Source organism: Acidimicrobiales bacterium (assembly GCA_035630295.1).
GTDB lineage: Bacteria > Actinomycetota > Acidimicrobiia > Acidimicrobiales > Iamiaceae > Iamia.
The window spans coordinates 128,271-153,508 of sequence record DASQKY010000012.1 but is presented as its reverse complement, the minus strand read 5'-3'; the positions used below and the strand labels follow the sequence as shown (position 1 = coordinate 153,508).

25 protein-coding genes and 2 tRNA genes are annotated in these 25,238 nt (G+C 70.3%); 12 read left to right on the top strand and 15 right to left on the bottom strand.

The window, feature by feature from the left end:
• Positions 1-1,054 (top strand): VWA domain-containing protein (locus tag VEW93_03830; GenBank protein HYI60917.1); only part of this gene is annotated, 1,054 nt, incomplete at its 5' end.
• Here the strand turns inward: VEW93_03830 and VEW93_03825 are convergent.
• Positions 1,035-1,592 carry a hypothetical protein gene (locus tag VEW93_03825; protein ID HYI60916.1) on the bottom strand — a complete coding sequence of 186 codons (558 nt, stop codon included), beginning with the start codon at positions 1,590-1,592 and terminating at the stop codon, positions 1,035-1,037. The two genes, VEW93_03830 and VEW93_03825, sit on opposite strands and share 20 nt — an antisense overlap.
• Positions 1,593-2,152: 560 nt before the next feature.
• Between VEW93_03825 and VEW93_03820 the strand changes: the two genes are divergently transcribed.
• The gene (locus tag VEW93_03820; GenBank protein ID HYI60915.1) at positions 2,153-2,509 is read left to right on the top strand and encodes a cupin domain-containing protein; all 357 of its coding nucleotides are present in this window, start codon (positions 2,153-2,155) and stop codon (positions 2,507-2,509) included.
• Between the two features lie 5 nt (positions 2,510-2,514).
• On the opposite strand, the gene VEW93_03815 is transcribed toward VEW93_03820, so the two are convergent.
• Positions 2,515-4,296, bottom strand: coding sequence for a glycoside hydrolase family 15 protein (locus VEW93_03815; GenBank protein ID HYI60914.1), 1,782 nt, complete (start codon positions 4,294-4,296; stop codon positions 2,515-2,517).
• A gap of 73 nt (positions 4,297-4,369) precedes the next feature.
• On the opposite strand from VEW93_03815, the gene VEW93_03810 reads away from it, so the two are divergent.
• Positions 4,370-5,839, top strand: a complete 1,470-nt coding sequence (locus VEW93_03810; GenBank protein ID HYI60913.1) for a trypsin-like serine protease — start codon at positions 4,370-4,372, stop codon at positions 5,837-5,839.
• Between the two features lie 6 nt (positions 5,840-5,845).
• On the opposite strand, the gene VEW93_03805 is transcribed toward VEW93_03810, so the two are convergent.
• Both VEW93_03805 and VEW93_03800 read right to left on the bottom strand, forming a co-directional pair.
• Entirely contained in the window at positions 5,846-6,400 is a 555-nt protein-coding gene (locus VEW93_03805) for a hypothetical protein (GenBank protein ID HYI60912.1), read from the bottom strand.
• A gap of 126 nt (positions 6,401-6,526) precedes the next feature.
• Positions 6,527-7,774 carry an LLM class flavin-dependent oxidoreductase gene (locus tag VEW93_03800; protein ID HYI60911.1) on the bottom strand — a complete coding sequence of 416 codons (1,248 nt, stop codon included), beginning with the start codon at positions 7,772-7,774 and terminating at the stop codon, positions 6,527-6,529.
• A 98-nt stretch (positions 7,775-7,872) separates the two neighbouring features.
• Between VEW93_03800 and VEW93_03795 the strand changes: the two genes are divergently transcribed.
• Genes VEW93_03795 through VEW93_03785 form a run of 3 tightly spaced genes read left to right on the top strand, consistent with a single transcriptional unit; the run spans position 7,873 to position 9,183 of the window.
• Positions 7,873-8,079: a type II toxin-antitoxin system VapB family antitoxin gene (locus VEW93_03795; protein HYI60910.1), complete on the top strand. Its 207-nt coding sequence runs from the start codon at positions 7,873-7,875 to the stop codon at positions 8,077-8,079.
• Positions 8,070-8,492: a PIN domain nuclease gene (locus VEW93_03790; protein HYI60909.1), complete on the top strand. Its 423-nt coding sequence runs from the start codon at positions 8,070-8,072 to the stop codon at positions 8,490-8,492. The genes VEW93_03795 and VEW93_03790 overlap by 10 nt, the downstream gene beginning before the upstream one ends.
• A 28-nt stretch (positions 8,493-8,520) precedes the next feature.
• Positions 8,521-9,183 carry a class I SAM-dependent methyltransferase gene (locus VEW93_03785; protein HYI60908.1) on the top strand — a complete coding sequence of 221 codons (663 nt, stop codon included), beginning with the start codon at positions 8,521-8,523 and terminating at the stop codon, positions 9,181-9,183.
• Between the two features lie 9 nt (positions 9,184-9,192).
• On the opposite strand, the gene VEW93_03780 is transcribed toward VEW93_03785, so the two are convergent.
• From VEW93_03780 to VEW93_03760, 5 genes are all read right to left on the bottom strand, one after another.
• Positions 9,193-9,264, bottom strand: a tRNA-Trp gene (locus VEW93_03780).
• Positions 9,265-9,331: 67 nt separating this feature from the next.
• Complete coding sequence (locus VEW93_03775) at positions 9,332-10,033, bottom strand: phosphoadenylyl-sulfate reductase (protein HYI60907.1); 702 nt, start codon at positions 10,031-10,033, stop codon at positions 9,332-9,334.
• Between the two features lie 38 nt (positions 10,034-10,071).
• On the bottom strand, positions 10,072-11,841 hold the full coding sequence (locus tag VEW93_03770) for a nitrite/sulfite reductase (protein HYI60906.1): 1,770 nt from the start codon (positions 11,839-11,841) through the stop codon (positions 10,072-10,074).
• A gap of 105 nt (positions 11,842-11,946) precedes the next feature.
• Entirely contained in the window at positions 11,947-13,311 is a 1,365-nt protein-coding gene (locus VEW93_03765) for a 3-deoxy-7-phosphoheptulonate synthase class II (protein HYI60905.1), read from the bottom strand.
• Positions 13,312-13,437: 126 nt separating this feature from the next.
• The gene (locus tag VEW93_03760) at positions 13,438-14,268 is read right to left on the bottom strand and encodes a sigma-70 family RNA polymerase sigma factor (protein HYI60904.1); all 831 of its coding nucleotides are present in this window, start codon (positions 14,266-14,268) and stop codon (positions 13,438-13,440) included.
• 120 nt (positions 14,269-14,388) lie between these two features.
• On the opposite strand from VEW93_03760, the gene nadD reads away from it, so the two are divergent.
• The 5 genes from nadD (at position 14,389) to VEW93_03735 (ending at position 18,921) form a co-directional block, all read left to right on the top strand.
• Positions 14,389-14,994: a nicotinate-nucleotide adenylyltransferase gene (gene nadD / locus VEW93_03755; protein ID HYI60903.1), complete on the top strand. Its 606-nt coding sequence runs from the start codon at positions 14,389-14,391 to the stop codon at positions 14,992-14,994.
• Positions 14,995-15,340: 346 nt separating this feature from the next.
• Positions 15,341-16,909 carry a hypothetical protein gene (locus VEW93_03750; GenBank protein ID HYI60902.1) on the top strand — a complete coding sequence of 523 codons (1,569 nt, stop codon included), beginning with the start codon at positions 15,341-15,343 and terminating at the stop codon, positions 16,907-16,909.
• On the top strand, positions 16,902-17,285 hold the full coding sequence (gene rsfS / locus VEW93_03745; GenBank protein ID HYI60901.1) for a ribosome silencing factor: 384 nt from the start codon (positions 16,902-16,904) through the stop codon (positions 17,283-17,285). The genes VEW93_03750 and rsfS overlap by 8 nt, the downstream gene beginning before the upstream one ends.
• A 90-nt stretch (positions 17,286-17,375) precedes the next feature.
• Complete coding sequence (locus tag VEW93_03740; GenBank protein ID HYI60900.1) at positions 17,376-18,026, top strand: hypothetical protein; 651 nt, start codon at positions 17,376-17,378, stop codon at positions 18,024-18,026.
• 400 nt (positions 18,027-18,426) lie between these two features.
• The gene (locus tag VEW93_03735; protein HYI60899.1) at positions 18,427-18,921 is read left to right on the top strand and encodes a hypothetical protein; all 495 of its coding nucleotides are present in this window, start codon (positions 18,427-18,429) and stop codon (positions 18,919-18,921) included.
• On the opposite strand, the gene VEW93_03730 is transcribed toward VEW93_03735, so the two are convergent.
• From VEW93_03730 to VEW93_03720, 3 genes are read right to left on the bottom strand one after another with little or no spacing between them, the layout of a single operon-like run.
• The gene (locus VEW93_03730) at positions 18,911-19,624 is read right to left on the bottom strand and encodes a class I SAM-dependent methyltransferase (protein HYI60898.1); all 714 of its coding nucleotides are present in this window, start codon (positions 19,622-19,624) and stop codon (positions 18,911-18,913) included. The two genes, VEW93_03735 and VEW93_03730, sit on opposite strands and share 11 nt — an antisense overlap.
• 37 nt (positions 19,625-19,661) lie before the next feature.
• Entirely contained in the window at positions 19,662-20,141 is a 480-nt protein-coding gene (locus tag VEW93_03725; GenBank protein HYI60897.1) for a nucleoside deaminase, read from the bottom strand.
• Positions 20,138-20,929 (bottom strand): radical SAM protein, encoded by a 792-nt coding sequence (locus VEW93_03720; GenBank protein ID HYI60896.1) that lies wholly within the window; start codon positions 20,927-20,929, stop codon positions 20,138-20,140. Before VEW93_03720 ends, VEW93_03725 begins: the two co-directional genes overlap by 4 nt.
• A gap of 2,125 nt (positions 20,930-23,054) precedes the next feature.
• Between VEW93_03720 and VEW93_03715 the strand changes: the two genes are divergently transcribed.
• Positions 23,055-23,312, top strand: coding sequence for a hypothetical protein (locus VEW93_03715; protein HYI60895.1), 258 nt, complete (start codon positions 23,055-23,057; stop codon positions 23,310-23,312).
• On the opposite strand, the gene VEW93_03710 is transcribed toward VEW93_03715, so the two are convergent.
• The 3 genes from VEW93_03710 to VEW93_03700 form a co-directional block, all read right to left on the bottom strand.
• Positions 23,291-24,459, bottom strand: a protein-coding gene (locus tag VEW93_03710) for an IS3 family transposase (protein HYI60894.1) whose coding sequence is annotated in 2 segments (ribosomal slippage) — positions 23,291-24,169 and positions 24,172-24,459 — 1,167 coding nt in all. Because the reading frame shifts where the segments join, the coding sequence is not laid out codon by codon here. The genes VEW93_03715 and VEW93_03710 overlap by 22 nt on opposite strands.
• 37 nt (positions 24,460-24,496) lie before the next feature.
• Positions 24,497-24,805, bottom strand: a complete 309-nt coding sequence (locus tag VEW93_03705; GenBank protein HYI60893.1) for a hypothetical protein — start codon at positions 24,803-24,805, stop codon at positions 24,497-24,499.
• A 244-nt stretch (positions 24,806-25,049) separates the two neighbouring features.
• Positions 25,050-25,125: transfer RNA gene (locus VEW93_03700), tRNA-Ala, on the bottom strand.
• Positions 25,126-25,238 lie beyond the last annotated feature (113 nt).

Sequence of the window (25,238 nt, the reverse complement as noted above, 5' to 3'; positions counted from 1 at the left end):
TCGCGACGAGCTGCGCCGCCTTGCCTCGCTCGCGGTGCAGCAGTACGCAGGCATGGAGCCCGGTCGCCCCGTCGGCGGCACGTACTACCTGTACCGCACGCTGCGGATGCTCGACCTCGACGATCTCGCCATGCGGATGATGGGCATGGCGCGCGACCAGGGGGACGCGCCGGAAACGCCGCTCGACGAGCGTCTCGCGCGCGAGGAGGTCGACACCCGGCTGAAGGAGCTGCGCGAGCTCGTCGAGGAGGAGATCCGTCGCCGGCTCGTGGCCGACCGCGGCGTGGAGGCGATGGCCCGCACGCTGCGGAAGCCGTTGCCGGAAGACATCGAGTTCATGCACGCGTCGCGCGACGAGATGCTCGCGCTCCAGCACTCGGTGTACCCGCTCACGCGCGCGCTCGCAGCACGGCTCGCGCAACGGCGCCGGCGTCGCAACCGCGGCCACCTCGACTTCCGCAAGACCGTGCGCGCGTCGCTGTCCTACGGCGGCGTGCCCGCGGAGCCGAAGTTCCGCAATCCGCACCCGTCGAAGCCCGAGGTGATGGTGGTCGCCGACATCTCGGGGTCGGTCGCCAGCTTCGCCCGGTTCACGCTGATGTTCGTGTACGCGATGGCCAGCCAGTTCTCCAAAGTGCGGTCGTGGGTGTTCATCGACGGCATCGACGAGGTCACCCGCTTCTTCAGCGAGTCCGACGACGTGCTCGAAGCCGTCCACCGCGTCAACACCGAAGCCGACGTGGTGTGGGTCGACGGCCACTCCGACTACGGCCACGCCTTCGAGGAGTTCTGGAACCGGTGGGGCCGGGAGATCGGGCCCAAGACCACCGTGATCCTCCTGGGTGACGCCCGGAACAACTACCACGCCTCCCAGTCCTGGGTGGTCAAGGAGATGCAGCACCGGGCCCGCCACGTCTACTGGCTGAACCCCGAGCCCCGGAACTACTGGGACACCGGCGACTCCATCGTGGGGGAGTACTCCACCCACTGCGACGGCGTGTTCGAGTGCCGGAACCTCCGCCAGCTCGAGCGCTTCATCGACCACCTGGCCTGACCGTCTCGTCGGTGCCGGGGACGAGGGCCCAGCCGCGGTGGGTGTGGAGGTCGTGATGGGTGTGGCAGAGCCGGTCGAGCTCGTCGAGACGGGTGTGGCGAGTGTCCTTGTACTCGGCTCCGTAGGGGTGGTCGTGCTCGAGGACGGTGCGGCGGGCCATGGTGACGGCGGCGTCGAAGGCCATGGTGTCGCGGGACTCGGTGGGACGCCCGGGGGGGAGGGCGCGGATGTGGTGGGTGAGGCAGCGGTCGAGCTCGGCCTTGATGACGGAGACGGCGTCGACGGGCCCTTGGAGGTGGAGGTGGCGAGCGCCGTCGCTGGCGGTGTGGCGGGTGAGGCGGCAGGCCCGATGCAGGCGCCGGTGGGTGGCGTCCGGGTCGGCGGCGGCGGCGGCCTTCACCCGGCCGGCCTCGGCCCGGAGCTGGATCATGTTGGCCGTCTTGGCCTTAGCGATCAGCCCCTCGGTGGCCGACGGGTCGAGCCGGGACGCATCGGCGATGACCGCGCCCTGGTCGGCTGAGAGGCGGCCCGTGGCCATAGCCGAGCGCAGCGTGGGGTTGTCGGCCGGGCCTGTCCCGTGGCCAGGGCGCCTTGGCCGCGGACAACGACGTGCCGGCCCGGGCGGCCAGGGCCTCTTCGGCGGACCGGTGCCCGCCTTGCTGCCACTCCCGCGACGCGGCCACCCGCGGGGCCAGCAGGGTCTTGGCCGACGGCCAGGGCCCGCACGGCCCGGTCGAGCCGGTCGTGGAGACGCCCGGCTTCGGAGAGGGGCACAGCATCGGGGTTGAGTTCGGAAGCCAGCTCGACGGGCCGCCGTTCGATCTCGGCCACGGCCCCGATGAGCCCGGAAGGGATCATGCGATCACCATGCGGAGGAGGTGAGACAGTGAGCCTGGCAGGCCAGGTCGGTCGGGTTGGCCACCAGATCGACCGGGCGGTAGTGGGTCAGTTTCAAACTGACCCACTACCGACCGGGCGGTCGATCCTCGATCACCAGTAGCCTGGCGGTCGGAGGAAGGAACGGCGATGACCGACAGCGGTGACGTCGCCGGCCGACGACCGGTGGTGCTGGGACCGGGTGAGGGCAGGGCATACCCCATGGGTCCCCTCTCGGCGGTCTTCAAGGCCGACGGCGCGGAGACCGGGGGCCGGTACTCGATCTCGGAGTGGTGGCTGGATCCGCGCACCAAGGGACCGGGCCCGCACTCGCACCCCGAGGACGACGTGTTCTACGTCCTGGCCGGCACCATGAGCGTGCTGGTGGGGACCGAGTGGGTCGAGGCGAGCGCCGGGTCCTTCGTGCTGGTGCCGGGCAACGTGACCCACGACTTCGAGAACCGCGGCTCGGAGCGGGCCGGCATGCTCAACGTCTCCGTCCCCGGCGACTTCGAGCCCCACATGACGAGCATCGCCCGGTGGTTCTTCGAGCGATCTGCCGAGGACTCCCGCACCTGATCTCGTCAGTGGCGACGCCGGGCCCCGCCCTGCTGTGAGAGCAGGAGGGCCGACTCCACCAGCCCGGTGTGGGAGAAGGCCTGGGGGAAGTTGCCCAGCATCCGGCCGGCGGTCGGGTCCCACTCCTCGGCCAGCAGGCCCACGTCGTTGCGCAGGCCGACCAGGCGGGTGAACAGGGCCTCGGCCTCGGCGGCGCGGCCCATCAGGTGCAGGGCATCGACCATCCAGAACGAGCACAGCAGGAACACCCCCTCGCCCCCGGGCAGGCCGTCGTCGGTGTGCTCGGGCCGGTAGCGCCGGACGAAGCCGTCCTCGGTGAGCTCCCGCTGGATGGCCTCCACGGTGGCCACCACCCGGGGGTCGGTGGGGGGCAGGAAGCCGACCAGGGGCACGATGAGCAGGCTGGCGTCCAGGGCCGTGGACCCGTAGGCCTGGACCAGCACGCCCCGGTCGTCGACCCCGTGGCGGAGCACGTCGGCCTGGATGTGGTCGCGCAGGCCCCGCCACCGGCCCTCGGGGGCGGCCAGGCCGTCGCGCCGGGCCCACCGCAGGGCCCGGTCCAGGGCCACCCAGGCCATCACCTTGGAGTGGGTGAAGTGCCGGCGGCCGCCCCGCACCTCCCAGATGCCGTCGTCGGGCTGGTCCCACACGCCGGCCAGGTGCTCGACCAGGGCGGTGGCCAAGGCCCAGGTGTCCCCGTCGGCATCGCCCACGCCGGCCATCGAGGCCTGGTCCAGGGAGTCGAGCACCTCCCCGAACACGTCCAGCTGGAGCTGGGCGTGGGCCGCGTTGCCCACCCGCACCGGGGAGGAGCCCTCGTACCCCGGCAGCCACGGCACCTCCCACTCCGGCAGCCGGCGCTCGCCCCGGGCGCCGTACATGATCTGCACCTGGTCGGGCCGACCGGCCACGGCGCGCAGCAGCCAGTCCCGCCAGGCCGCGGCCTCCTCGGTGAAGCCGGCCTCCAGCAGGGCCAGCAGCGTGTAGGTGGCGTCGCGCAGCCAGCAGAAGCGGTAGTCCCAGTTGCGCTGGCCGCCGACCAGCTCGGGCAGCGACGTGGTGGCCGCGGCCACCATGCCCCCGGTCGGGGCGTAGGTCAGGCCCTTCAGCACGGTGAGGGACGAGACCACGACGTCGGCCCACCGATCGGGGCGGCGGCAGCGCCCGCTCCAGGCCTCCCACCACTCCGTGGTGCGCTCGATGCTGCCGGCCACGTCCTGGGGCCGCGGCGACGGCGACGACGACGGGTGCCAGGCCAGCTCGAAGCCGTAGGAGCGGTCGGCGTCCACCGCGAAGTCGGCCACGTGGCGCCAGCCGTCGGCCACCACCTCCACCGGGGCGGAGAGCACCAGGGCGTCGGGGCCGGCCACGAAGCGCACCACGCCGTCGCCCCGCCGGACCCAGGGCACGATCGAGCCGTAGTCCAGCCGCACCACCAGCTCCATACGCATCGGCACGCGCCCGCTGACGCCCTCCACCAGGCGGGCCACCTGCAGCGTCCGGTCCCGCACGGGCATGGCATCCACCACCCGGACGGTGCCCTCGGCGGTGTGGAAGGTGGTCTCCAGCACCAGCGTCCCGGGCCGGTAGCGCCGCTCCACCCGCCGCACCTCGGTGGCCGGGGCCAGCAGCCAGCGGCCGTGCTCGGGCGAGCCCAGGAGGGCGGCGAAGCAGGCCGGGGAGTCGAAGCGGGGGAAGGTCAGCCAGTCGATGGAGCCGTCCCGGGCCACCAGGGCCGCCGACTCCGTGTCGGAGAGCAGGGCGTAGTCCTCGATGGGCGACGGCACCGCCCCTTCGTAGCCCCTTCCCGGCGGCGGCGCCGGTCGTCCCCGGCGGGCCCGCGTCTGGCAGGCTGGATCGGTGCTGACCCCCGGGCGCGCCGCCCGCCCGTCCCGCCACCCCCTGGGCCTGGTCCTGCTGGTGGTGGCCACCGCCCTGGCCGGCCTGGCCGTCCCCGCCGGCGCCGGGGCCGCGGCCGAGCCCCCGCCCCCCACCCCCGAGCCGACGCCCCGCGTCGTCGGGGGCTCCGTCGCCCCCCCCGGGGCCTGGCCGTCGCACGCCGGGGTGTACTCCAACGGCGGCTACCGGTGCGGGGCCACGGTCATCGACGCCTCGTGGGCCCTCACCGCCGCCCACTGCGTCTCGGGCCGGTCGGCCAGCACCATCCAGGTCCTCACCGGCACCCAGACCCGCAGTTCCGGCGGCACCCGGTACCAGGCCCAGGCCATTCGCATCGTCCCCGGCTACGACCCCAAGCCCGACCCCCACCGCGACATCGCGGTGATCCAGCTCCGGGACCCCACCAGCGCGCCGCACCAGTTCGTGGTCCCGCCCGGCGTGGAGGTGCCGGCGGGCACCCCGGCCACCCTCACCGGCTGGGGGTCGGTCAGCCCCGGGGGGCCCACCGTCGACACCCTGCGGGAGGTCACCGTCCCGGTCATCAGCGACCAGGAGTGCCGCGACGCCGGCTACGGCGACGACATCATCTCCTCGTCGATGCTGTGCGCCGGCGAGCGCTTCGGCGGCGAGGACACCTGCCAGGGCGACAGTGGCGGCCCGCTGGTGATCGACGCGGGCGGCTTCTTCGTCCAGGTCGGGGTGACCAGCTTCGGCATCGGCTGCGGCGAGTACCCCGGCGTGTACGCCAAGGTCTCGGCCTTCTCGTCGTGGATCTACCAGCAGGTCGTCGACGGCCCCCACCTCACCGACACCGCCCTGGTGAACGCCACCTACCGCGACCTGTACAACCGGGCCCCGACCAGCTCGGAGCGGTCGGCCGCCCTGTTCGCCCTGTCCGGCGGCCAGCTCCCGCCCGACTACGTGGCCGAGCGGCTCGGCGGTTCCTCCTACCAGTCCCGGGCCGGGGGCGTCGCCCGCCTGTACCGGGCCTTCTTCCTCCGCGACCCGGACACCCCGGGCATGCAGTACTGGTGGAGCAAGATCTACGGCGGCCGCCCCCTGAGCTGGGTGGCCGACTACATGGCCACCTCGCCGGAGTTCGTCGCCCGCTACGGCTCGCTGGACGACGCCGGGTTCGTCGACCGGGTGTACGAGAACGTGCTGGGCCGCCCGGCCGACCCCTCGGGCGCCGCGTACTGGACCAACGAGCTGGCCACCGGCCACCGGAGCCGGGGCCAGGTGATGATCGGCTTCTCGGAGTCGGCCGAGAACCGGGCCGCCACCCAGGACGAGGTGGACGTGATCATCACCACCTTCGCCCTGCTCCGCCGGGTGCCGTGCAGCTGCGAGGTCGATCTCTGGGCCGGGGCCCCGGTGAGCTTCCTGGTGGGGGCCCTGGTGGCCACGCCCGAGTACGCCGGGCGGTACTGACCCCGTTCAGGAGCGCGACCGGCTGCCGCCGAAGATGCTGCGGCTCCGGCGGGGCCCGTCGTCGCCGGCCGGTGGCGGGGCGCCGGTCCCCGTGCTCACCGGGGTGGGCGGGACCTCGGGCAGGCGGAGGGGCACGCCGGCCAGGGCGTCCAGCACCAGGTTCAGGGAGATGAACGGGTCGCGGGCCAGCTCGGCGGCGTCCACGGGGTCGGGATCGCTGACCCGGCCGGTGGCGTCGAAGGACACCGCCTCCCCGGCCCGGGCGGTGCGGGCCAGCTCGCCGTGGACGCTGATGTCCACCTCGCCCCGCAGGACGATCACCAGGCCGGCGCCGCCCTGGGCGTCGAAGAGCACCGTCCCCTCCCGCACCACGGCGTTGACGCTCCCGTGGCCCAGGTCGACGCCGGCCGAGCCGACCTCGGCCCGGGCCCACAGGGCGCCGTCGCCCGCCCCCACCAGGGGGGGACCGCCGTCGGCCCCGGGCCGGGCCGGCGCCTCGGTGGTCGGGGCCCGCCGGACCACGACGTCGGGGGCGAGGACGTCCTCGGACAGGTCGGGCATGGTGGTCTCCTGCGCGGTGCGAGGCCGGGCGGCGGTGGCGCCGGTGCGGGGTGCGCCCCGGAACCTATCGGCCGCCAGCGGCGGGGATGGACCCCCGGGACCGTCGGCCGGCCGGGTCGTCCCGGGTCAGACCTGCATGGCGGCCGGGATGCGGTAGTCGCCGCCCGGCTCCCGGGCCGGCGACCGGCGGGCCAGGGCGGCCTCGACGGCGGGGGCCAGCCGGTCCCGCTTGGCCGCCTCGGCCGCGTCGGCCCGCTCGGCGAAGCCGGGCAGGACCTCGGCCGCGAACAGCTCCAGGCTCTCGCAGATGTGCTCGTGGCGGTTGCGGCCGGCCTGGGCCACGAAGATGACCTGGTCGACGCCCACGTCCTCGTAGGCCCGGAGCAGGTCCCGGACCTGGTCCGGGGTGCCGATGGCCCCCCGCAGGGAGCCGATGCCGTTCTGCTCGATGGTGGCCCCCAGGTGCCCGCCGGTGCCCGAGGCGATGGTGCGGTCGAAGCCGAAGGCGGACCGCTTCTCCTGGAACTCGTCCCAGATGTTGGTGACCCCGGGTTGGTGCTGCCCGAAGGCGTAGTGGAGCAGGGAGAAGCCGAAGAAGTGGCCGCCGTCGAGGCCCCGGTCGATGGCGGTCTGCTCGTCGTCGTGGCACATGAAGGGCAGCACCACGGCCAGGTTGGCGTTGACGTCGAACCCGGCCGGCACGCAGGCCTCGGAGGCCAGGGTCGTGTAGTAGTCGTCGACCCAGTGCTTGGCCTCGTCGGGGTTGACGAAGCTGAACGACAGGGCGCCGATGCCCTTCTCGGCCGCCAGGTGGATGGTCTCCTTGCGGCTGCAGGCCACCCACAGCGGGGGGTGCGGCTTCTGCCGGGGCTTGGGCACCACGTTGCGGGGCGGCATCTGCAGGTAGGGGCCGTCGGCGCCCTGGAACGGCTCCTCGACCATCATCCGGGTCAGGGCGTCGAGGGCCTCGGCCCACTGGTCGCGCTTGGTGGCCCGGTCGACGCCGAAGCCGCCCAGCTCGGCCTCCGACGATGCCTCGCCCGTGCCCAGCTCGACCCGGCCGTTGGACAGCAGGTCGAGGGTGGCGGCCCGCTCGGCCACCCGGGCGGTGTGGTTGAAGGCCAGGGGCAGCTGGACGATGCCGTGGCCCAGGCGGATGCGTTGGGTCCGCTGGCTGGCCGCGGCCAGGAACACCTCGGGGGCGGAGGAGTGGCTGTACTCCTCCAGGAAGTGGTGCTCGACCTCCCACACGTGGTCGATGCCCAGCCGATCGGCCAGCTCGACCTGGTCGAGGGCGTCCTGCAGGAGCTGGTACTCGTCGTCGGGCCCCCAGGGCCGGGGCAGCTGGTGTTCGTAGAAGATGCCGAAGCGCATGGTCGCATTCTTGCACTCCCACTGCACACACCGTTCCGGCCCGCCTGGGCCGGGTCGGCGTATATCTTCCACCAGCTTTCGCATATATACTCGCCTGCGTGGGCAAGAGACTCGTCGACATCGACGACGACCTCCTCGCCGAGGCGTCGTCCATCCTGGGAACCTCGACCATGAAGGACGCCGTGAACCGCTCCCTCGCTTCCGTCATCGACGCCGACCGCCGCCGGCGCCACGCCGAGCGCCTGGCCACCATGGAGGGCCTGGACCTCGACGACCCCGACGTCATGTCGGGCGCGTGGCGCTGACCGCCGCCTACCTGGCCGACAAGAGCGCCCTCGCCCGCTTCCGCCTCCCCGCCGTCGCCCGGCGGCTCCGGCCCCTCCTGGAGGAGGGGTTGGTGGCGACGTGCGCCGTCGTCGACCTCGAGGTGCTCTACAGCAGCCGCTCCCTGGCCGACTACGAGACCGTGCGGGAGGAGCGCCGCAGCCTGGAGGTCGCCCCCGTCACCGCCGAGGTGGTGGAGCGGGCCGTCGACCTGCAGCACGCCCTGGCCCGCCGGGGCCAGCACCGCGTCCCGATCCCGGACCTGATGATCTCGGCCGCGGCCCAGGGGGCGGGCCTGACCGTGCTCCACTACGACGCAGACTTCGAGCGCATCGCTGCCGCCGGAGGCGCCCCCCACCAATGGGTGGTTCCCCGGGGCTCGCTCCCGAGCTGAGCCGCCGGCGGCATGGGAGCATGGCGTCATGAGCCCCCGGTCGTTCCTGCTCACCGACGCGCTGGCCGCCTACGTGGAGGGCCACAGCGCGCCCTTGGACCCGGTGGCCCGCCGGTTGGTGGAGCGGACCCGGGCCCTGGGCGACGCCGCCGGCATGCAGATCGCCGCCGATCAGTCGGCCCTCCTGGGCGTGCTGGCCCGGATCACCGGGGCCCGGCGGGCCGTCGAGGTCGGCACCTTCACCGGGCTCTCGGCCCTGGCCGTGGCCCGCAACCTGGCCCCCGGCGGGCGGATGGTGTGCTGCGACGTCAGCGAGGAGTGGACCACCATCGCCCGGGAGACGTGGGCCGAGGCCGGCGTGGCCGACCGCATCGACCTGCGCATCGCCCCGGCGGCCGAGACCCTGGCCGGCGACCTGTTCGGCGACGACGAGCCGATCGACCTGGCCTTCATCGATGCCGACAAGGGCGGCTACGTCGCCTACCACGACGCCCTGGTGCCCCGCCTCCGCCCCGGCGGCGTGCTGGCCGTCGACAACACCCTGTGGAGCGGTGACGTGCTGGAGCCCGACGGGGCCGATGCGAACCGCACCGCCATCCGGGCTTACAACGACCACGCCGCCGCCGACGCCCGGGTCATGACCGTCCTGCTCACCGTCGGAGACGGCCTCACCCTCAACGTGAAGCTCTGATCCGGGTAGCACCCCCGCCGGGACTCGAACCCGGGGCAACGGTTTTGGAGACCGCTATGTTAGCCACTACACCACAGGGGTGAGGGCAGCGTAGCGGGCCCTCCCGGGTGGTCCGAACCCGGTTCCCGGGCCTCCCACCAGGGCTCCGTCACATGACGTGGAGGCCGCACTCCGTCTTCTCGCTGCCCCGCCAGCGCCCGGCCCGGACGTCCTCGCCCTCGCCCACCGGCGAGGTGCAGGGCATGCAGCCGATGGACGGGTAGCCCCGCTGGGTCAGCGGGTTGACGGGCACGTCGTGGTCGTCGATGTAGCCCTGCACGTCGGCATCGGACCAGGTGGCGATGGGGTTCACCTTGACCAGGCCCCGCAGGTCCCGCACCACGATGGGAGCGGTGGCCCGCACGTCGGCCTCGGCCCGGCGCAGGCCGCTCATCCACGCCCCCTTGCCGGCCAGGGCCCGGTCGAGCTGGCCCACCTTCACCGCCGAGCAGCAGTTCTCGGGATCGGCGGCCCACAGCTCCTCCTCCTGGCGGGCCACGGTCATCATCCGCAGGTTGAGCCCGTAGCGGCGCCGCACCTGCTCCACCGTCTCCAGGGTCTCGGGGAAGTGGTAGCCGGTGTCGATGAACACCACCTCGATGCCGGGGTCGATGCGCACGGCCAGGTCGATGAGCACGGCGTCGGTGAACGACGCGGTCATGCACAGGTGGGGCGAGAACGTGTCCACCGCCCACTGGATGACCTTGGCCGCCGGCAGGTGCTCGAACTCGCGGTTCAGCTCGGCCAGCTCGGCGTCGGTGAAGTCGGGGATGGTCAGTGGCCCGATGCCGGGCCCGGTGATGGCGCTCATGGTGGAGCCTCAGGGGTTCGCGATGGGTGGGACGGAGGTCAGGAGGCGGCGCACTCGCCTTCGCCGACCTCGGCGACGTACGGGCCGGTCTCCCCGTAGTCGACGTAGAACTCGGGGGCGTCCTCCGGCGTGGGGAACACCCCGTACTCCTTCAGGCCCTCGGCCACGCCCTTGGCGCCGCCGGAGCGGTCGAGCCAGCTGCGGAAGCTCTCGCCCGCGGTCCGCTCGTCGTTGAAGCGGCGCACCACCGCGGTGGCGGCGGCCGGGGCGGCCTTGGCCGGGAGGCGCAGGGCCCGGGCCCCGAACTCGGCCCGCTCCTCGCCGACGTAGCCGCCCAGGAGCATCTGGTAGCCGGGAGCGGCGGTGCCGTGGGCCCGGCGCTCGGCCCCGTAGAAGCCGATGTCGGCGGTGTGGTGCTGGCCGCAGGAGTTGGTGCAGCCCGAGATGTTGATGCGCAGGCCGCCCACCGTGGCCAGGCCCTCCTCCTCCAGGGTCTCGCCGATGGCCGAGGCCAGGCCCCGGCTCTGGGTGACGGCCAGGTTGCAGGTGTCGGCCCCGGGGCAGGCCACCACGTCGCGCACCAGCTCGGCGCCGGGCTGGGCCATGCCGATGGCGGTGAGGCGCTCGAACAGGACCGGCAGCTGGGCCTCGGTCAGGCCCCGGTACACCAGGTTCTGGCGGTTGGTGAGGCGCACGTCGGCCCCCAGCTCCCGCTGGATGGCGGCCAGGGCCCGCCACTGCTCCGAGGTGACGTCGCCCAGGCGGCTCCAGGCGTAGGCCGAGACGGTGCCCTTGGCCTCGCCCCGGACCACGTTGGCGCTCTCCCAGGCCTCGTAGGCCCCGGAGCGGATGGCCACCGCCGTGCCGTGGCCCATGGGGGTCGGCTCGATGGTGGCCGAACGGCCGGCGGGGGCGTCGCCCGCCTTCTGCACGTGCTCGGGGATGCCGCCGGGCCAGGTGGCCGAGGCCACCAGCAGGTTGCGCTCCTTGAGCACCCGGGCCTGGAGCTCCTCCCAGCCCATGGTGTCGACCAGCCACTTCATGCGGGCCCGGATCTTGTTGTCCCGGTTGCCGTGGTTGTTGAACACCCGGAGGATGGCCTCCAGGGTGGCCATCAGCTCCTCACGGGGGGTGAAGGGCTCCAGGGCCAGGGCCGGGTGGGGGTTGGCGCCCAGGCCGCCGGCCACGAACACCCGGAAGCCGGCCTCGGTGGTGCCGTCGTCGCGGGTGCGGGTGACGCCGATGACCCCGGCGTCGTTGAACATGGCCTGGCCGCAGTCGGTGGAGCAGCCCGAGAAGTTGATCTTGAACTTGCGGGGCAGGCGCTGGCTGAGCGGGTTGCGGATGAAGTGCTCGGTGGCGGCCTCGGCCCAGGGGCTGATGTCGATGTGCTCGAACGGGCAGGCGCCGGCCAGGTGGCAGCCCTGCACGGTGCGGACGGTGTCGCCGCACGCCTCCCGGGTGGTCATGCCCACCGAGGCCAGCTTGCGCAGGACGGTGGGGATCTCCTCCAGGGCCACGAAGTGGAACTGCACGTTCTGGCGGGTGGTGATGTGGCCCCAGCCCCGGGAGTGCTCATCCGCGATCTCGGCCATCATCTCCAACTGGTGGGGGAGGATCGACCCGTAGGGGATCTTCACCCGCACCATCTGGTTGTGGCCGCCCTGGCGCTGGCCGTAGATGCCGTTGTTCAGGCGGAAGACCCGGAAGGCGTCCTCGTCGATGGTCCCCTCGAGGTGCTGGGCCAGCAGGGCCTCGAACTTCTCGATGTCGGCGAGCTGATCGGGGTCGATCTCGGTGGTGGGCATGACGGGCCTCTCGGAGACGTGGATCCGGGACCGAGGAGGGCCGGTCCGTCCTCAAAGAGTGACAAACCTGATCGTCTAGGTCAACATTCCCGAAACCGAGGAGGATCAGGCCCGGGCCCGCAGCTCCTCGGACACCCGGAAGGCCAGGTCCAGCGACTGGCGGCCGTTGAGGCGCGGATCGCACACCGTCTCGTACTTGAGGGACAGGTCGCTGTCGAGGATCTCCTGCGATCCGCCCAGGCACTCGGTCACGTCGTCGCTGGTCAGCTCCACGTGCACGCCCCCCGCCCAGGTGCCCTCGGCGGCGTGGGCCCGGAAGAAGCCGGCGATCTCGTCGAGGATGTCGTCCACTCGGCGGGTCTTGTGGCCGCTGTCGGAGGTGAAGGTGTTGCCGTGCATGGGGTCGCAGGCCCACACCACCGGGTGGCCGGCGTCGCGCACCGCGGCCAGGAGGGGCCGCAGCCCGTCCTCGATGGCCCCCGCCCCCATGCGGGTGATGAGGGTGAGGCGGCCCGGCACCCGCTCGGGGTTCAGCACCTCGCACAGGCCCAGCACCTCCTCCGGCGTGGCCGTGGGCCCGATCTTGCAGCCGATGGGGTTGGCCAGGTGGGCGAAGTACGACACGTGGGCCCCGTCGAGCTGCCGGGTGCGCTCGCCGATCCAGATGGTGTGGGCCGAGGTGGCGTACAGGTCGCCGGTCTGGGGGTCGCGCCGGGTCAGGGCCTCCTCGTAGGGGAGGAGCAGGGCCTCGTGGCTGGTGTAGAAGTCGGTCTGGTGCAGGGTGGGCAGCGCCGCCGTGTCGACCCCGCAGGCCGTCATGAACTTCAGCGCCCCGCTGATCTCGTCGGCCAGGGCCTGGTAGTGCTGGCCCTGCGGGGTGGCCTCCACGAAGCTCTGGGTCCAGGAGTGGACCTTGGCCAGGTCGGAGAAGCCGCCCCGGGTCAGGGACCGGAGCAGGTTCAGGGTCGAGGCCGCCTGGTGGTAGGCCCGGACCATCCGGCCCGGGTCGGGCATCCGGGCCTCGGCGGTGAACTCGTCGCCGTTGACGATGTGGCCCCGGAACGACGGCAGGGTCACGCCGTCGACCGTCTCGGTGCCCGAGGAGCGGGGCTTGGCGAACTGGCCGGCGATGCGGCCGATCTTCACCGTGGGCACGCCCGAGGAGTAGGTGAGCACGACCGCCATCTGCAGGATGACCTGGAGGCGCTGGCGCACCGACTCGGCCGAGAAGCTGGTCATGGACTCGGCGCAGTCGCCGGCCTGGAGCAGGAAGGCCCGCCCCTCGGCCACCCGACCCAGGGCCGCGGTCAGCTCGCGGCTCTCGGCCGGGAACACCAGGGGGGGCAGGCCGGCCAGCTCGGCCGACGCCGAAGCCACCGCCTCGAGGTCGGGCCAGTCGGGCTGCTGGGCCGCCGTCCGGTCCCGCCAGGGGGCGGAGGCGTCATCGAGAGGGCGCTCGGTGGTGAGCATGCCCCCAGCGTGCCCGCTCTTCGCCTCGGATGCAAAGCGCGTTTCGCCTAATCGGCCCGGCCCATGCGCGGCCCGCTCTGGTCAAGAACGGCCGCAATCGATGTTCGACTAGACGATGTGCTCAGTCTAGGCCGCGGAGATCCGGGCCTCGGCCTCGGACCGCACGGTGTGGACCGCTCGCTTGACCAGCCGGCGGGCCGCCTCGGCGGTGACGCCCAGCTCGTCGCCCACCTCGCGGTAGGACCGCTTGCGCCCGTCGTTGATGCCGAAGCGCTGCTCGACGGCGTAGCGGGCCCGGGGCTCCAGCACCTCCAGGAGGCTGGTGGCGTAGTCCTCCTCGGCCCGGGCCATCACGATGGTCTCCGGGCCGGCCTTGTCGTCGGCCAGGAGGTCGATCAGCTCGTTGCCGTCGTCGTCGCCCACGGTGCGGTCGAGCGAGGTCGGCGTGGTGAGCCGGTGGAGCGTGGCGTGCTCGACGTCGAGCTCGTCGCCGTCGCCGGAGACCTGCCGGAGAGCCGCCCGCAGGCTGGCCGAGCGATCGCCCGGCAGCCGGATCAGGCTGGCCTTCTGGTCCAGGGCCCGGCCGATGGCCTGGCGGATCCAGAACGTGGCGTAGGTGGAGAACTTGAAGCCCTTGCGCCAGTCGAACTTGTCGACCGCGTGCTCCAGGCCGATGTTGCCCTCCTGGACCAGGTCCAGGAGCTCCATGCCCGGCGGCAGGGGGTAGCGGCGGGCCACGCTCACCACCAGGCGCAGGTTGGCCCGGATGAACCGGTCCTTGGCCCGCTCGGCGGCCCGGTCGGCCCGCCGCAGCTCGGCGCCGTCCTCGCCGTCGGCGAGGCGCTGGCGAGCGGCCACGCCCGCCTCGATGACCTGGGCAAGCTCCCGCTCCTCATCGGCGGTGAGCAGGGGGACCAGGCCGATCTCGTTGAGGTACTGTCCGACTGAATCGCTCATTGCCGTCTCTCCAACTTGATACCCCCTCCCAGTATTCCGAAAGGGGGCCCCACCAAGGGTCCCGAGGGGGGGTGGCTACGGTGCAACCGTGACCCTGCCCAGCGGCTTCCGGATCGCACGGTGACGTCGGTCACCGGGGAGGGCGGAAACCGCGGGATCGGGGTCCTGGGCGGCACGTTCGACCCTCCCCACATCGGCCACCTGCGGGCCGCTGTGATGGTGCGCCACGCCCTCGAGCTCGACGTCGTGCTGCTCGTCCCCAACGGCGACCCGTGGCAGAAGCGGGTCCGGGCCGTGACCCCGGCCCCGATCCGCCTGGAGATGGCCCGGGCCGCGGCGCTCGGCGTGCCGGGCCTGGAGGTCAGCGATGCCGAGGTGCGGCGGGAGGGGCCCTCCTACACCGTCGACACGGTGGCCGAGCTGCGGGCCGAGCGACCCGATCGGCCCGTCACCGTCATCCTGGGCACCGACGCCGCCGCCCTGGTGCCCACCTGGGAGCGCCCCGACGAGCTCCTGGCCCAGGCCCGGCTGGCGGTGGTGGCCCGGCCCGGTGCCCCCGGCCCCGTGGTCCTGCCCGGCGCCGACCTGGTCCACGTGGACCTGGAGCAGCTCGACGTGTCCAGCTCCCGCCTGCGGGCCGACGTGGCCGCCGGTCACCCGATCGACGTCCTGGTGGCCCCCGGCGTGATCGACGTCATCGGTCGTCGTCGGCTCTACCGGCCGTGACTCGGGCGGGACGCCGGCGGGAGCCGGCGGGGCGGCTCTTCGGCTCGGCCGGCCGGCCTCTATCGTGGGCCCGGTGAGCGATCCGCCATCCCCGGATGGCAGGAGGACCCGTTCGGACGCGGCGGCACGGCTGGCAGCTCTGCTGGCCGACGTGGACGACGGCCCCACCCCTGCACCCCTCGACCCGGCCCCACCCCGGCCGCGGCGCGAGCGGGGGGGACCCGGGCCGGCTCCAAAGGAGCCCGCGGACCCGCCTCCCCCCTCGGGCGGGTCGCCGGAGGTCGGGGCCGAGAGCGCACCGACCCCTCCGCCCCGGCCCGGGGAGGACCCGAGCGACCTGTCGACGGTGGCCTACGACCTCCGCTCCCTCGACCGGCTCCTGGCCGGGCCGGGCGACGAGCCCCTGGCCCGCCCGGAGGGCCCGCCCCCGACGCCGCCGGCCCCGGGCGACCGCCGGGCCGGCGCGAACCCCACCCCAGCGCCGCCGGCCCCGCCGGCGGCTCCCGGCCCCACCGGGCCCCAGGCGTCGCCCCCGCCGCCCCCCGCCCCGCCACCACCACCGCCTGAGCGGCCGGCGTCGCCGGTCCCGGCCGGCGGGCCCATCCCGGCCGGCGGCCCCGTCCTGGCCGCCGAGCCCAAGCCCGACCCCGGCCCCGAACCGGAGCCGGCCGCGGGTGGGCGGCGGCGCCTCACCGCCCGCTCGGCCGCCTTCGGGGCCGCCCTGGTGTTGCTCATCGCCGCCATCCCGGTGCTCGGCCTGGTGGGGGCCGACCGCATCAGCGACAGCCGGGGCGGGCGACTGGTCGAGGGCACCAACGACCCGTCCGAGCCCGGCTACCGGGCCCTGGTCGAGCCGACCCGCACGGCGCTGGTGGTGCACCGCGACGCCGACGGGGAGCTGGCCTCGGCCACCCTCCTGGCCCTCGGCGCCGGCGCCACCGGGGGCACCGTCCTCCAGCTCCCGCTCTACACCCAGGTCCGCGAGGTGAAGTACCTCATCGGGTGGCTGGGGCAGGCCTACGAAGAAGGCCTGGGCGGGTCCCTGGAGACGTTCCGTCGCGAGGTCGAGGACCGCCTCGGGGTGGCCATCCAGGAGCTCATCGACCTCACCGACGGCCAGCTCGCCGAGCTGGTGCGCTCCGCCGCGCCGCTGACCGTCGACAACCCGGACGACGTCACCCTGGACGACGGTCGCACCCTGGAGGCCGGCGAGCTGGTGCTGGAGGCCGGCGACGTCGGGCCGTTCCTGCGGGCCACCAGCGGCCCCGCCGTGTCGGAGACGGCGTCCGAGGCCAGCCTGTCCGAGGCCGAGCTGGCCCGCCTGGCCCGCAACGAGGTGGTGTGGTCGACGTGGCTGTCGGCCCTGGGGGCGGCCGGCGACGGCGCGGTCGGCTCGGCCACCACCGCCACCGGGCTGGGTCCGTTCCTGCGGGTCCTGGCCGCGGGGGCCACCGACGAGGCGGGCACCACCCGGGTCGAGACCCTGGACGTGGGCCGGGCCGCCGACGCCGCCGAGGACACGCCGGTGTTGGTCCCCGAGGACGGGCTCGAGAGCCAGATCACCGATGCCGTGCCGTACCCGCAGTCGCCCGGCCCCGGCCGGCGCTACGCCCTGAAGCTCCTCAACGGCGCCGAGGGGGCGCCGCTGCCGCGGGCGCTCCTGCACGCCCTGATCGACAACGGGGCCTCGCTGGCCCAGCTGGGCAACGCCGAGAGCTTCGGGCAGGAGGAGACCACCATCGAGATCGCCGACAGTGCCTGGCGCCCGGCCGCGGACGCCGCCCAGCTGGTCCTGGGAGGGGAGCCCCGGATCTCGACCATGGCCGCCTCCCGGGCCGAGACCGAGGGAGCGGACATCGTGATCACCGTCGGGCAGGACGTGCTGGACCAGTTCGAGGAGGGCGACGGTGGCTGACGAGGCGACCACGCCCGTGGACCTCGACACCGGTGACCTGGCCGTCCTGGCGGCGCGGGCCGCGGACGACAAGCAGGGTGAGCGCACGGTCATCCTCCAGGTCGGCGACCTGCTCGGCATCACCGAGATGTTCGTGATCAGCAGCGCCTCGAACGTCCGCCTGGTGCGGGCCGTGGTCCAGGAGGTCGAGCACCGCCTCACCATCGAGGCCGGGCGCAAGCCGCAGCGCGTCGAGGGCCTCGACGACGCCCGCTGGGTCCTCATGGACTACGGCGACTGGGTGGTGCACGTGTTCCTGGAGGAGGCCCGGGCCTTCTACGACCTGGAACGCCTCTGGGCCGACGTCCCCCGCCTCCCCTGGTCCCCCGACGCCTGAGCCGTCGCCGGTCGTTGCCGCAGCTGACGCCCGGCGGTAGCGTGCCCGCCAGCCGCCGCCGGAGGGGCGATGGCATCGAGCAGGGGAGGGGTGCCCATGTCGTCACTGCGGCGCGTGCGGGTCCGGGCCAAGGTCGCCGCGGCGGTGGCCGTGGTGGCGGTGACCCTGGCCGGGGTGGCGGTGGCCGCAGCCGGCCAGGTCGGCGGGCCGCCGGTCATCGAGGCTTGTGCCAACCGCATCAACGGTTCGCTCCGCCTCGAGGGTGACCGGCCCTGCAACCGGCTGGAGACGGCCCTGCAGTGGAACGTCACCGGTCCTACCGGACCGCCTGGCCCCTCGGGACCTCAGGGCGAACAGGGCCCCGCGGGGCCGCAGGGCGAGCAGGGACCTCCCGGCCCGGCTGGCCCTGAGCCCTTCGACGCGCAGGTCACCACGCTCAACGGCACCACCGACCAACTGGTCGCCTCGGTGCCCGCCCTGTTCGACCTGCGAGCCGACTGCGTGTTCCCGACCGGCGTCGAGGTTCGGTTGGTCAACACATCGGGCCAGGACCTGCAGGTGGGCAGTGGCGTCGCCGGCCCCGGCGAAAGCCTGTCCTTCCTGCACCCGCCCAGCAGCTTCGAGCGCACCACCCTGGTCTGGACAGGTGAGGAGGCCACCATCGACATCGGTGAGCTGACCGTGGTCTTCGGCTTCGGACCGGAGCTCAACTGCACCTGGACGACCCGCTACGTCCCCTGAGGCGACGCGAACCACGCAGGATGGGGTTCCGTGGAGACTTGAAACTGCTCGCGAACGGTTCCTACCCGGCCAAGAAACCGCGGGCGCTGCTCGCCCTCCCCGCCGTGACGCGACCTCCTGGAAGGGCGGCGGTGAGGAACCTGCAACGTCGCCTGTCGGCCGCAGAACAGCGGGAAGCCGCTGAACTGTACCGGGCGGGTACCACTGCCGTTGAGCTGGGCAAGCGCTACACCGTGTGCCGAGAGACGATCTTAAAGGTGCTCGAACGTCAAGGTGTTGAGCGTCGCTACAACCTGATCGACGATGCCCAGGCCACCCTGCTGCGTCAGCGCTACGAGGCAGGGGCCTCGAGGACGCTGGGTGGCGAGTGCGGCGTCGACGCCGGGACGGTGAGGAGCAGGTGCGGGCCGAGGCGGACAGCCTCAACAAGCTCAAGCTCCTGGCCGAGCTGGAGCGCGAGGAGCCTGGTCGGGTGCCCGACTTCTCGGGCGAGCGGGTCGTCTTCGTCGCCGAGGCGAAGGGTTGGGCCGACAGCGAGGGCGTTCCGGCGACGGCCTTCCAGGCCCTCGGCGTGCCAGATGACGTACTCAAGGAAGCTGGCTTCGAATTGCCCGCCGGCGGGCGTGCCTCAAGCGGCGCTGGCCGGACGCGCCGCAGCTCCGGCACCCGGGCGCCCCGTCTCCCCCTTGAGGACGTCCTAGCAGTCGCTCAGGCTTTGCCGGCCGATTGGAAGTTGGCCGACCTAGCCGAGAAGCTGGAGCGAGACATCACCACGACTAGGAACTACGTAAGGAAGCTGACCGATGAGGGCTCAGTGGTCGAGGTCGGCGACGATCCCGAGCACGACGGGCGGGGCCGAGCGGCGAAGGTGTATCGGATCAACACTACGGGATAGCGGCCAGGACTGCATACAGATGCGGTTCAGAAGTGCTGCCTCTTCGAATGTTGACCCGTTTAATTAGCCAGTTCCAGAGTGAGGTTGAGCGACGAAAGTCGACAGTTCCTACACTCACCGGGCGGAAACCGTATTTCTCCGCCACGTCGATGAGCAATTCTACAGTTACAGAACGTACATGCTGCCACCTGTGAAAGGTATGGCCGCAACCCGGGCAGTAGACGCTTTTTTTCTCAAGGTTCTCAGCATTTGGCGTAGTAATGAACAGCGTGCCCGATGCTCGCAGCAGGCTATGAGCCGTCAACCAAAATTCGTCGAATGCCGCATCGGTTAAATGCTCGATGATTTCAACCGCCACGATGCAGTCGAAGTATCCCTCATGCTTTTGTAAAGACGATGGCGGGAGGCAGCCCATGAAGCCATGAACATCAATATTCCTTGCACAGGTTGCCGAGCGAGCTTCCTCAAGCACATCAGTAGCCCAGACGCGGCAGCCGCGTCTGGCAAGTAAAGTGGTCAGATAACCTGGGCCAGATCCGAAATCGAGGACGCGTGACCCCTTTGCCAGGTAAGCGCTAAAATGTGAAATAATGGCCGAACCGTACTTCGAGGAAAACGAGTGCTCAGGAAAGTGCTGTTCATGACGCCAGAATCGAGCGATAGTCGAATCGGTCCACTCAAGAGCATGAGCCTCGTTTTCCATCGAGTTTTCCTTTAGCCAGCGACTTCTTTTCCGACTGTTAGACCTTCGACTTCAACTCAAACAGCGCCTTGCACTCGGCGGACATCACGCCACCGTGCACCTCTACATGTGGGTTACCAGCAGCTGCAACGACCTCGGCTGGTATCAGGATTTGCCGCCACGTATAGACAGGGTCGGGATGGGCCAGCGCCCACTCCAAAGCCTCACCTTGACTCGCCCCGAACACTATCCTGCTCATCTTGGCCCATATAGCAGCTGAGGTGCACATCGGGCAGGGCTCTAGCGTGCTGTAAAGGACGCAATCGTTGAGGTATCTAGAATCAAGTTTTTCGGCTGCCTCCCGAATAGCAACTAGCTCTGGGTGAGCGCTCGGGTCAGGCGTGTGTATCAGCGCGCTTTGGGAGCGAGCGATCTCGATGCCCTCGCGAACCACCACTGCACCTAGAGCATAATTGCCCGAGTCCGCGGCAGCATGCGCTAGTTCGACGCACCTAGCCATCCATTGCTGGTCACTCAACGCAGTACTCCTTCCGTATAGGCGATAGCTTCCTCTAGCCAGTCCTTAAGACCTAGGTTATCACAAAGCTGACTATCTTGTGCATGGGTTGCCCGCTCTACCCACATTGAGCCGTCATTTTCGATTATCCAGTAGTCCTTTTGTCTGATGTCAATGCAACGCACGACGGGGGGTGCTGAGCCAGCGAGCCTCCCTATCTCGTCCCGAATCTCGCCGACAGCACTAGGAGTCAGATGATACTCACTCATCATGAGCGCTAGGCCACGGGGGACGACCGGGATAAAACTTACCTTCCACACGTCATGGTCCTTGGCGAACTGCACCATACCCTCGACCACTGACATGTTCGCTGGGGTAAGCACAGTGTTGATAGCAACCTCTATTCCTGCCTCTCGGAGCCTCGAAACCGAACCGACTACTGATTCGAAGCACGGCCTCCCAAGGATGGTGTCATTCAACTCGTTTGGGTAGTGAATACTCAGCTTCACAGTGGCAGAGACCTCTCCCAATGCCTTGATGGTGGCAGCAGAGATATGGATGCCGTTAGAGATCAGGGTCACGCTCAGGCCGGACAGGCTCACGCGACGAATTACCTCCGGAAGATCCCTTCGGGTAGTTGGCTCACCGCCCGACAATTTGAGGGAGCGGACGCCCGCCGCATATAACAAGTCACTGATCGCACCCAGTTCTGCCACCGACAACCTTCCAGAGTCAGTATCAGGAGCTTGGCAAAACCCGCAGTGAGCGTTGCACTTTCGAGTAACACGTACGCATATCGAACGCGGCATCTGTTCAAACATCGCTTCCACCCTTACGAGGAATGCTCCACTGAAGAGCCATAATGTGCGATAGGTGCTCGCTAACTAGTTGCGCATCATGCAACGCTCGCCGAATTCGATTCCTTCGTCTGTACCGAAGGGGGACGCGCTCAGTGCTATAGAAGACCGCTACACCAAATGGCGGACGCTCTCTTCTATGAATGTCGTCTCTAGGATCGATTTGTAGTACAGGACAGGCGAGTACCCATTTTTGTTCTGGGTCCACGTTTGGGCGGACGAGCTCGCTATAGCGTTCAGTGTGACTCGATTTAAGGTTCTCAAATATCGGTGCTCGGTGCTGATAGGCTCTGGCAGATACAAAGGATCTATCAGTGACGCTGACCGAAGTGAACCCGTACTCGGCAGGCATCGGGACGGCTTCATAAACCAACGAGCGGTCTTGGTAAAGACGTACTTCCCCGTCCTCGTCAATCGCGTTAAAATAGCGTGCGTTGCACGCGGTACCTAATGATCGACCTATCTGTTCGGCGAAACTGCGAAGTAGAAGATGTGCGAGCCGCCTCTCTTGATCGAGCAGGCCCCCCGCGTAGTCGGCTAGCTCTGCCGCTCGGCGCTGATCGAGTTTTTCGTGAGCAAACTCACTGCCGACCACGCATCCGAGCCCCAAACAGAGCCAGACGTTCTGAAACCCAAGTTGCCTGATAGCCTTAAAGAGGTCGTTGCCACCCTGCAGTTTGGTCGATAACGCGTTCACCCACAGACCAATGAGTATTGCCACCGCTAGTGGCGTAGCCACTCGGAGGACCCGAGCAAGATGGTGCATAAGGTTCGCGCCGGAACGTCCGGACAAGAGATCCATAGCTCACCTGAGCCTTCAGCCTGCGCTCATCGCAAGATTGCGCTAGGCTACAGCTATGGCGGCACGCTGACACCATGTTAGCCTGGTGTTGGGATCGACCGTGCAGAGTGCCCGAACAGGCACTCATCGTGCCGGTATCGTTATAACGACGGAGGCCGACTGTGGGCGACATCGCTCGGCCCTACTCCTGATTTGTTCGATGGTCGTCGTACAGCGGCTGTCCCGATGGGTCCGGCCGTCCCCATCGGCAACCGGTACCAGTCGGCCACCCGTCGCCAGTCGTCGTCGATCAGCGCGCAGTCTTCGCCGGCGGCGGCCACCATGGCGTGCAGCTGGCAGCGCGGTTCGATGCCCTGATGAGGGCCGTGGGTCGTGTAGTGCTCCTGCTCCAACTGCTCGGCGTCGTCCCACCTGCAGCGGCACTGCGCTGCCCACTTGTGCCACTCGACTTTGGTAACTCGGCGATCCGGTACATCGCGTCTGCCAGTTCCTGCTCCGCCGGGCGTCGGACAACAACCACATACCGCCGTAGCGGTCGACCTGCCGCTTCATTCCCACCAGGTAGCTAGTGAAATGGCACAACGCCGAGGTCAGGTAACCGGCCGCTTGGATCTCTTGGGTGTAGCCGGGATCATCGGCCCCGTCAGTACCTGGCAGCCGGTCCTAGGCCAGTCGGCCTCGGCAGCGTCGACCGGTAGGCGTCAGGTCACCGCCGATGCCAGAGACCGGCGCCCAGACCCGGTAGTAGGCCTCGAAGCGCTCCAGCCAGGCAACGGCAGGCGGCTGGACCAGAGCCGGTAGATCGAGGTCCCTCAGCCGGGTAATGCCCTCCCGGCGCACCAGGTTCAGCTCGCCAGCAGCACATCGTGGTGCGGCGCTGCGACCGCTCTGCCTCCCACCGACACAGCATGACCGGGGCGTCGGTCTACGCGGGGGCGAAAGCGAGTGGTATCGGTAACCGGGCTAGGCAGACCACCATGACGATGAGCACGACAACGGCGGGTATGGTCAGGCCCCCGCCATCCAGGCCGGCATTTCTGCGAACCAACCAACCAGCGCGGATTCGGCGACTTCCGGCAGAGCCCAGTCCGTCTCGGTTGCGGAGACGTAGCCAGCCTTCGCCACGGTCGCTGATCTCCCGGGAGCTGTTCGAACAGGTGCAGCTTGTCCAGGAGGGCCGGCGGGGGTCCGGAGTGAAGGAACGCAAGCACCACCACTACCTCAAGGGCAGCATCTGGTGTGGGGCCTGCCACAAAGCGAGGCGTGGAATCCCGATTGCTGCTCACCATGGGCAAGGGTCGAGGCGGCACCTACTGGTACTTCTACTGCGTCGCCCGAAACCGGGGCGAGTGCGACGCTCCCTACATGCACACCGACATGGTGGAGGCGGCCATCGCCGAGCACTACGGCACCGTCACCCTGGATCCGACCTCGTGGCCGAGGTTCGCCAGCGGGTGCAGGAGGCCCTGGCCGACCAGGGGACTGCCGCGCGTTGAGGTGACAGTTGGTTATCAGGCGGCGGTCGCCGTCTGAAGGGTCATGATCATCTCGTATTCGAGCGGGGTGAGCCGGCCGAGGCGGGCTTGGCGTCGGCGGTGGTGGTAGGTGCGTTCGATCCAGGTCACGATCGCGATGCGCAGCTCGTTGCGGGTGGTCCAGGTGCGACGGTCCAGCACGTTGCGCTGGAGGAGCGCGAAGAACGACTCCATTGCGGCGTTGTCGCCGGCGGAGCCGACCTGGCCCATCGAGCCGACCATGCGATGCCGGGTCAGGGCCCGGTGCACCTTCCTGGCGCGAAATTGCGAGCCCCTGTCCGAGTGAACGATGCAGCCGGCGACGTCACCGTCGCGGCGGGCGACGGCCATCTCGATCGGTGCGACCACGAGCCGGGCCTTCATGCGCTCGTCGATGGCCCAGCCGACGATCCGGTTCGAGAACACGTCCTTGATCGCGCACAGGTAGAGCTTGCCTTCGTGGGTGCGGTGCTCGGTGATGTCGGTGAGCCACAGCTCGTTGGGCGCTGCGGCGGTGAAGTCCCGGCGGACCAGGTCCTCATGAGCCGGCCTGCCGGGCCTCAAGCCCTTGCGCGCCTTGGGCTTGCCGAACACTGACCACCAGCCGTGGTCCCGGCAGATCCGCCATACGACCCGATCGGACACGTCGTGTGCGACTTGGCGGACCTCATCGGCGAGGAACCGGTAACCGAACTCAGGATCGTCGCGGTGAGCGTCGAAGATCGCGTTGGCCAGGTGGGCCTCGGCGAGTTGACCGTCGGTGAACGGCGATCGGAGCCACCGGTAGAAGGGCTGGCGAGCAAGACCGAGTACCCGACACGACACCACGACAGGGACACCGTCGGCGGCGAGCTCACGAACGAGCGGGTACATCAGCCTTTTGGGAGGTTCGCCTGCCCCAGATAGGCAGCTGCTCGGCGGAGCACCTCGTTCTCCTGCTCAAGCAGCCGGACGCGGCGCTTCGCAGCTCGCAGCTCGGCGGACTCCGCGACGGTCACGCCTGGGCGATCGCCGTCCTCGATCGCGGCCTGACGCAACCACTTCGACAACGTCATCGGATGGACCCCGAAGTCCGCCGCGATCTGCTCCAAGGTCACGCCGTCATCGCGGTCGCGGGCCACACGGACCACGTCATCGCGGAACTCGCGGGGATAAGGCTGGGGCATAGCGACATCCTCTCTGGGCCTGCCTCAGCAAGCCAGCTCAGATGTCACCCCTCCGCGCGGCAGTCCCCAGCAGACCGCCGCTGCCTTGCTCGTGCAGCAGTCCAAGCGACAGTTGGCTCGGCTCGACGCCCAAGAGGAGAACCTGCTGGACCTGGCGGCCGACGGCGACATCGCTAGCGGCAAGGTGCGGCAGCGGCTGCGAGATATCGCTCGCCAGAAAGAAGCGCTGCAAGCCGAGCTGGATGAAGGAGTCACGGACCTGCGGGCCGGCGCCGAGACCTTGGAAGCACACCTCGGTCTGCTGGAGAGCGCGCAGACCCTGTACCGGCAGGTCGAGGACGACCACCGCCGGCTGGTCGACCTGGCCATCTTCGACAAGCTCTACATCGAGGGCTACTACGTCACTGACGATGCGCTCCGAGAGCCCTACCGGGTGTTGGTGCAGCTTCGGCGGGAGCGAGGGGCCCTGCGGGCCTCCGCCGAAGCGGGGCACGGAAACGAAACGGCCCCCCGGATGGGGGGCCGTGGGACCTTGGCGGGCTCTCTCGCCCTAGCCATGGCAGATGGCAGGAGTTCGCGAGAGACCGCCATGGTGGAGCTAAGGGGAATCGAACCCCTGACCTCTTCCATGCCATGGAAGCGCTCTACCAACTGAGCTATAGCCCCGTGGGAGCGATCACCGTAGCACCGGCGGTGGGCGGGCCCGAAACCGATCGCGGCACGGTTCCGGCCCTGGTCGGCGGGTCGGGCCGGCGGCCGGCCGGGCCGGCTGGGCCCGT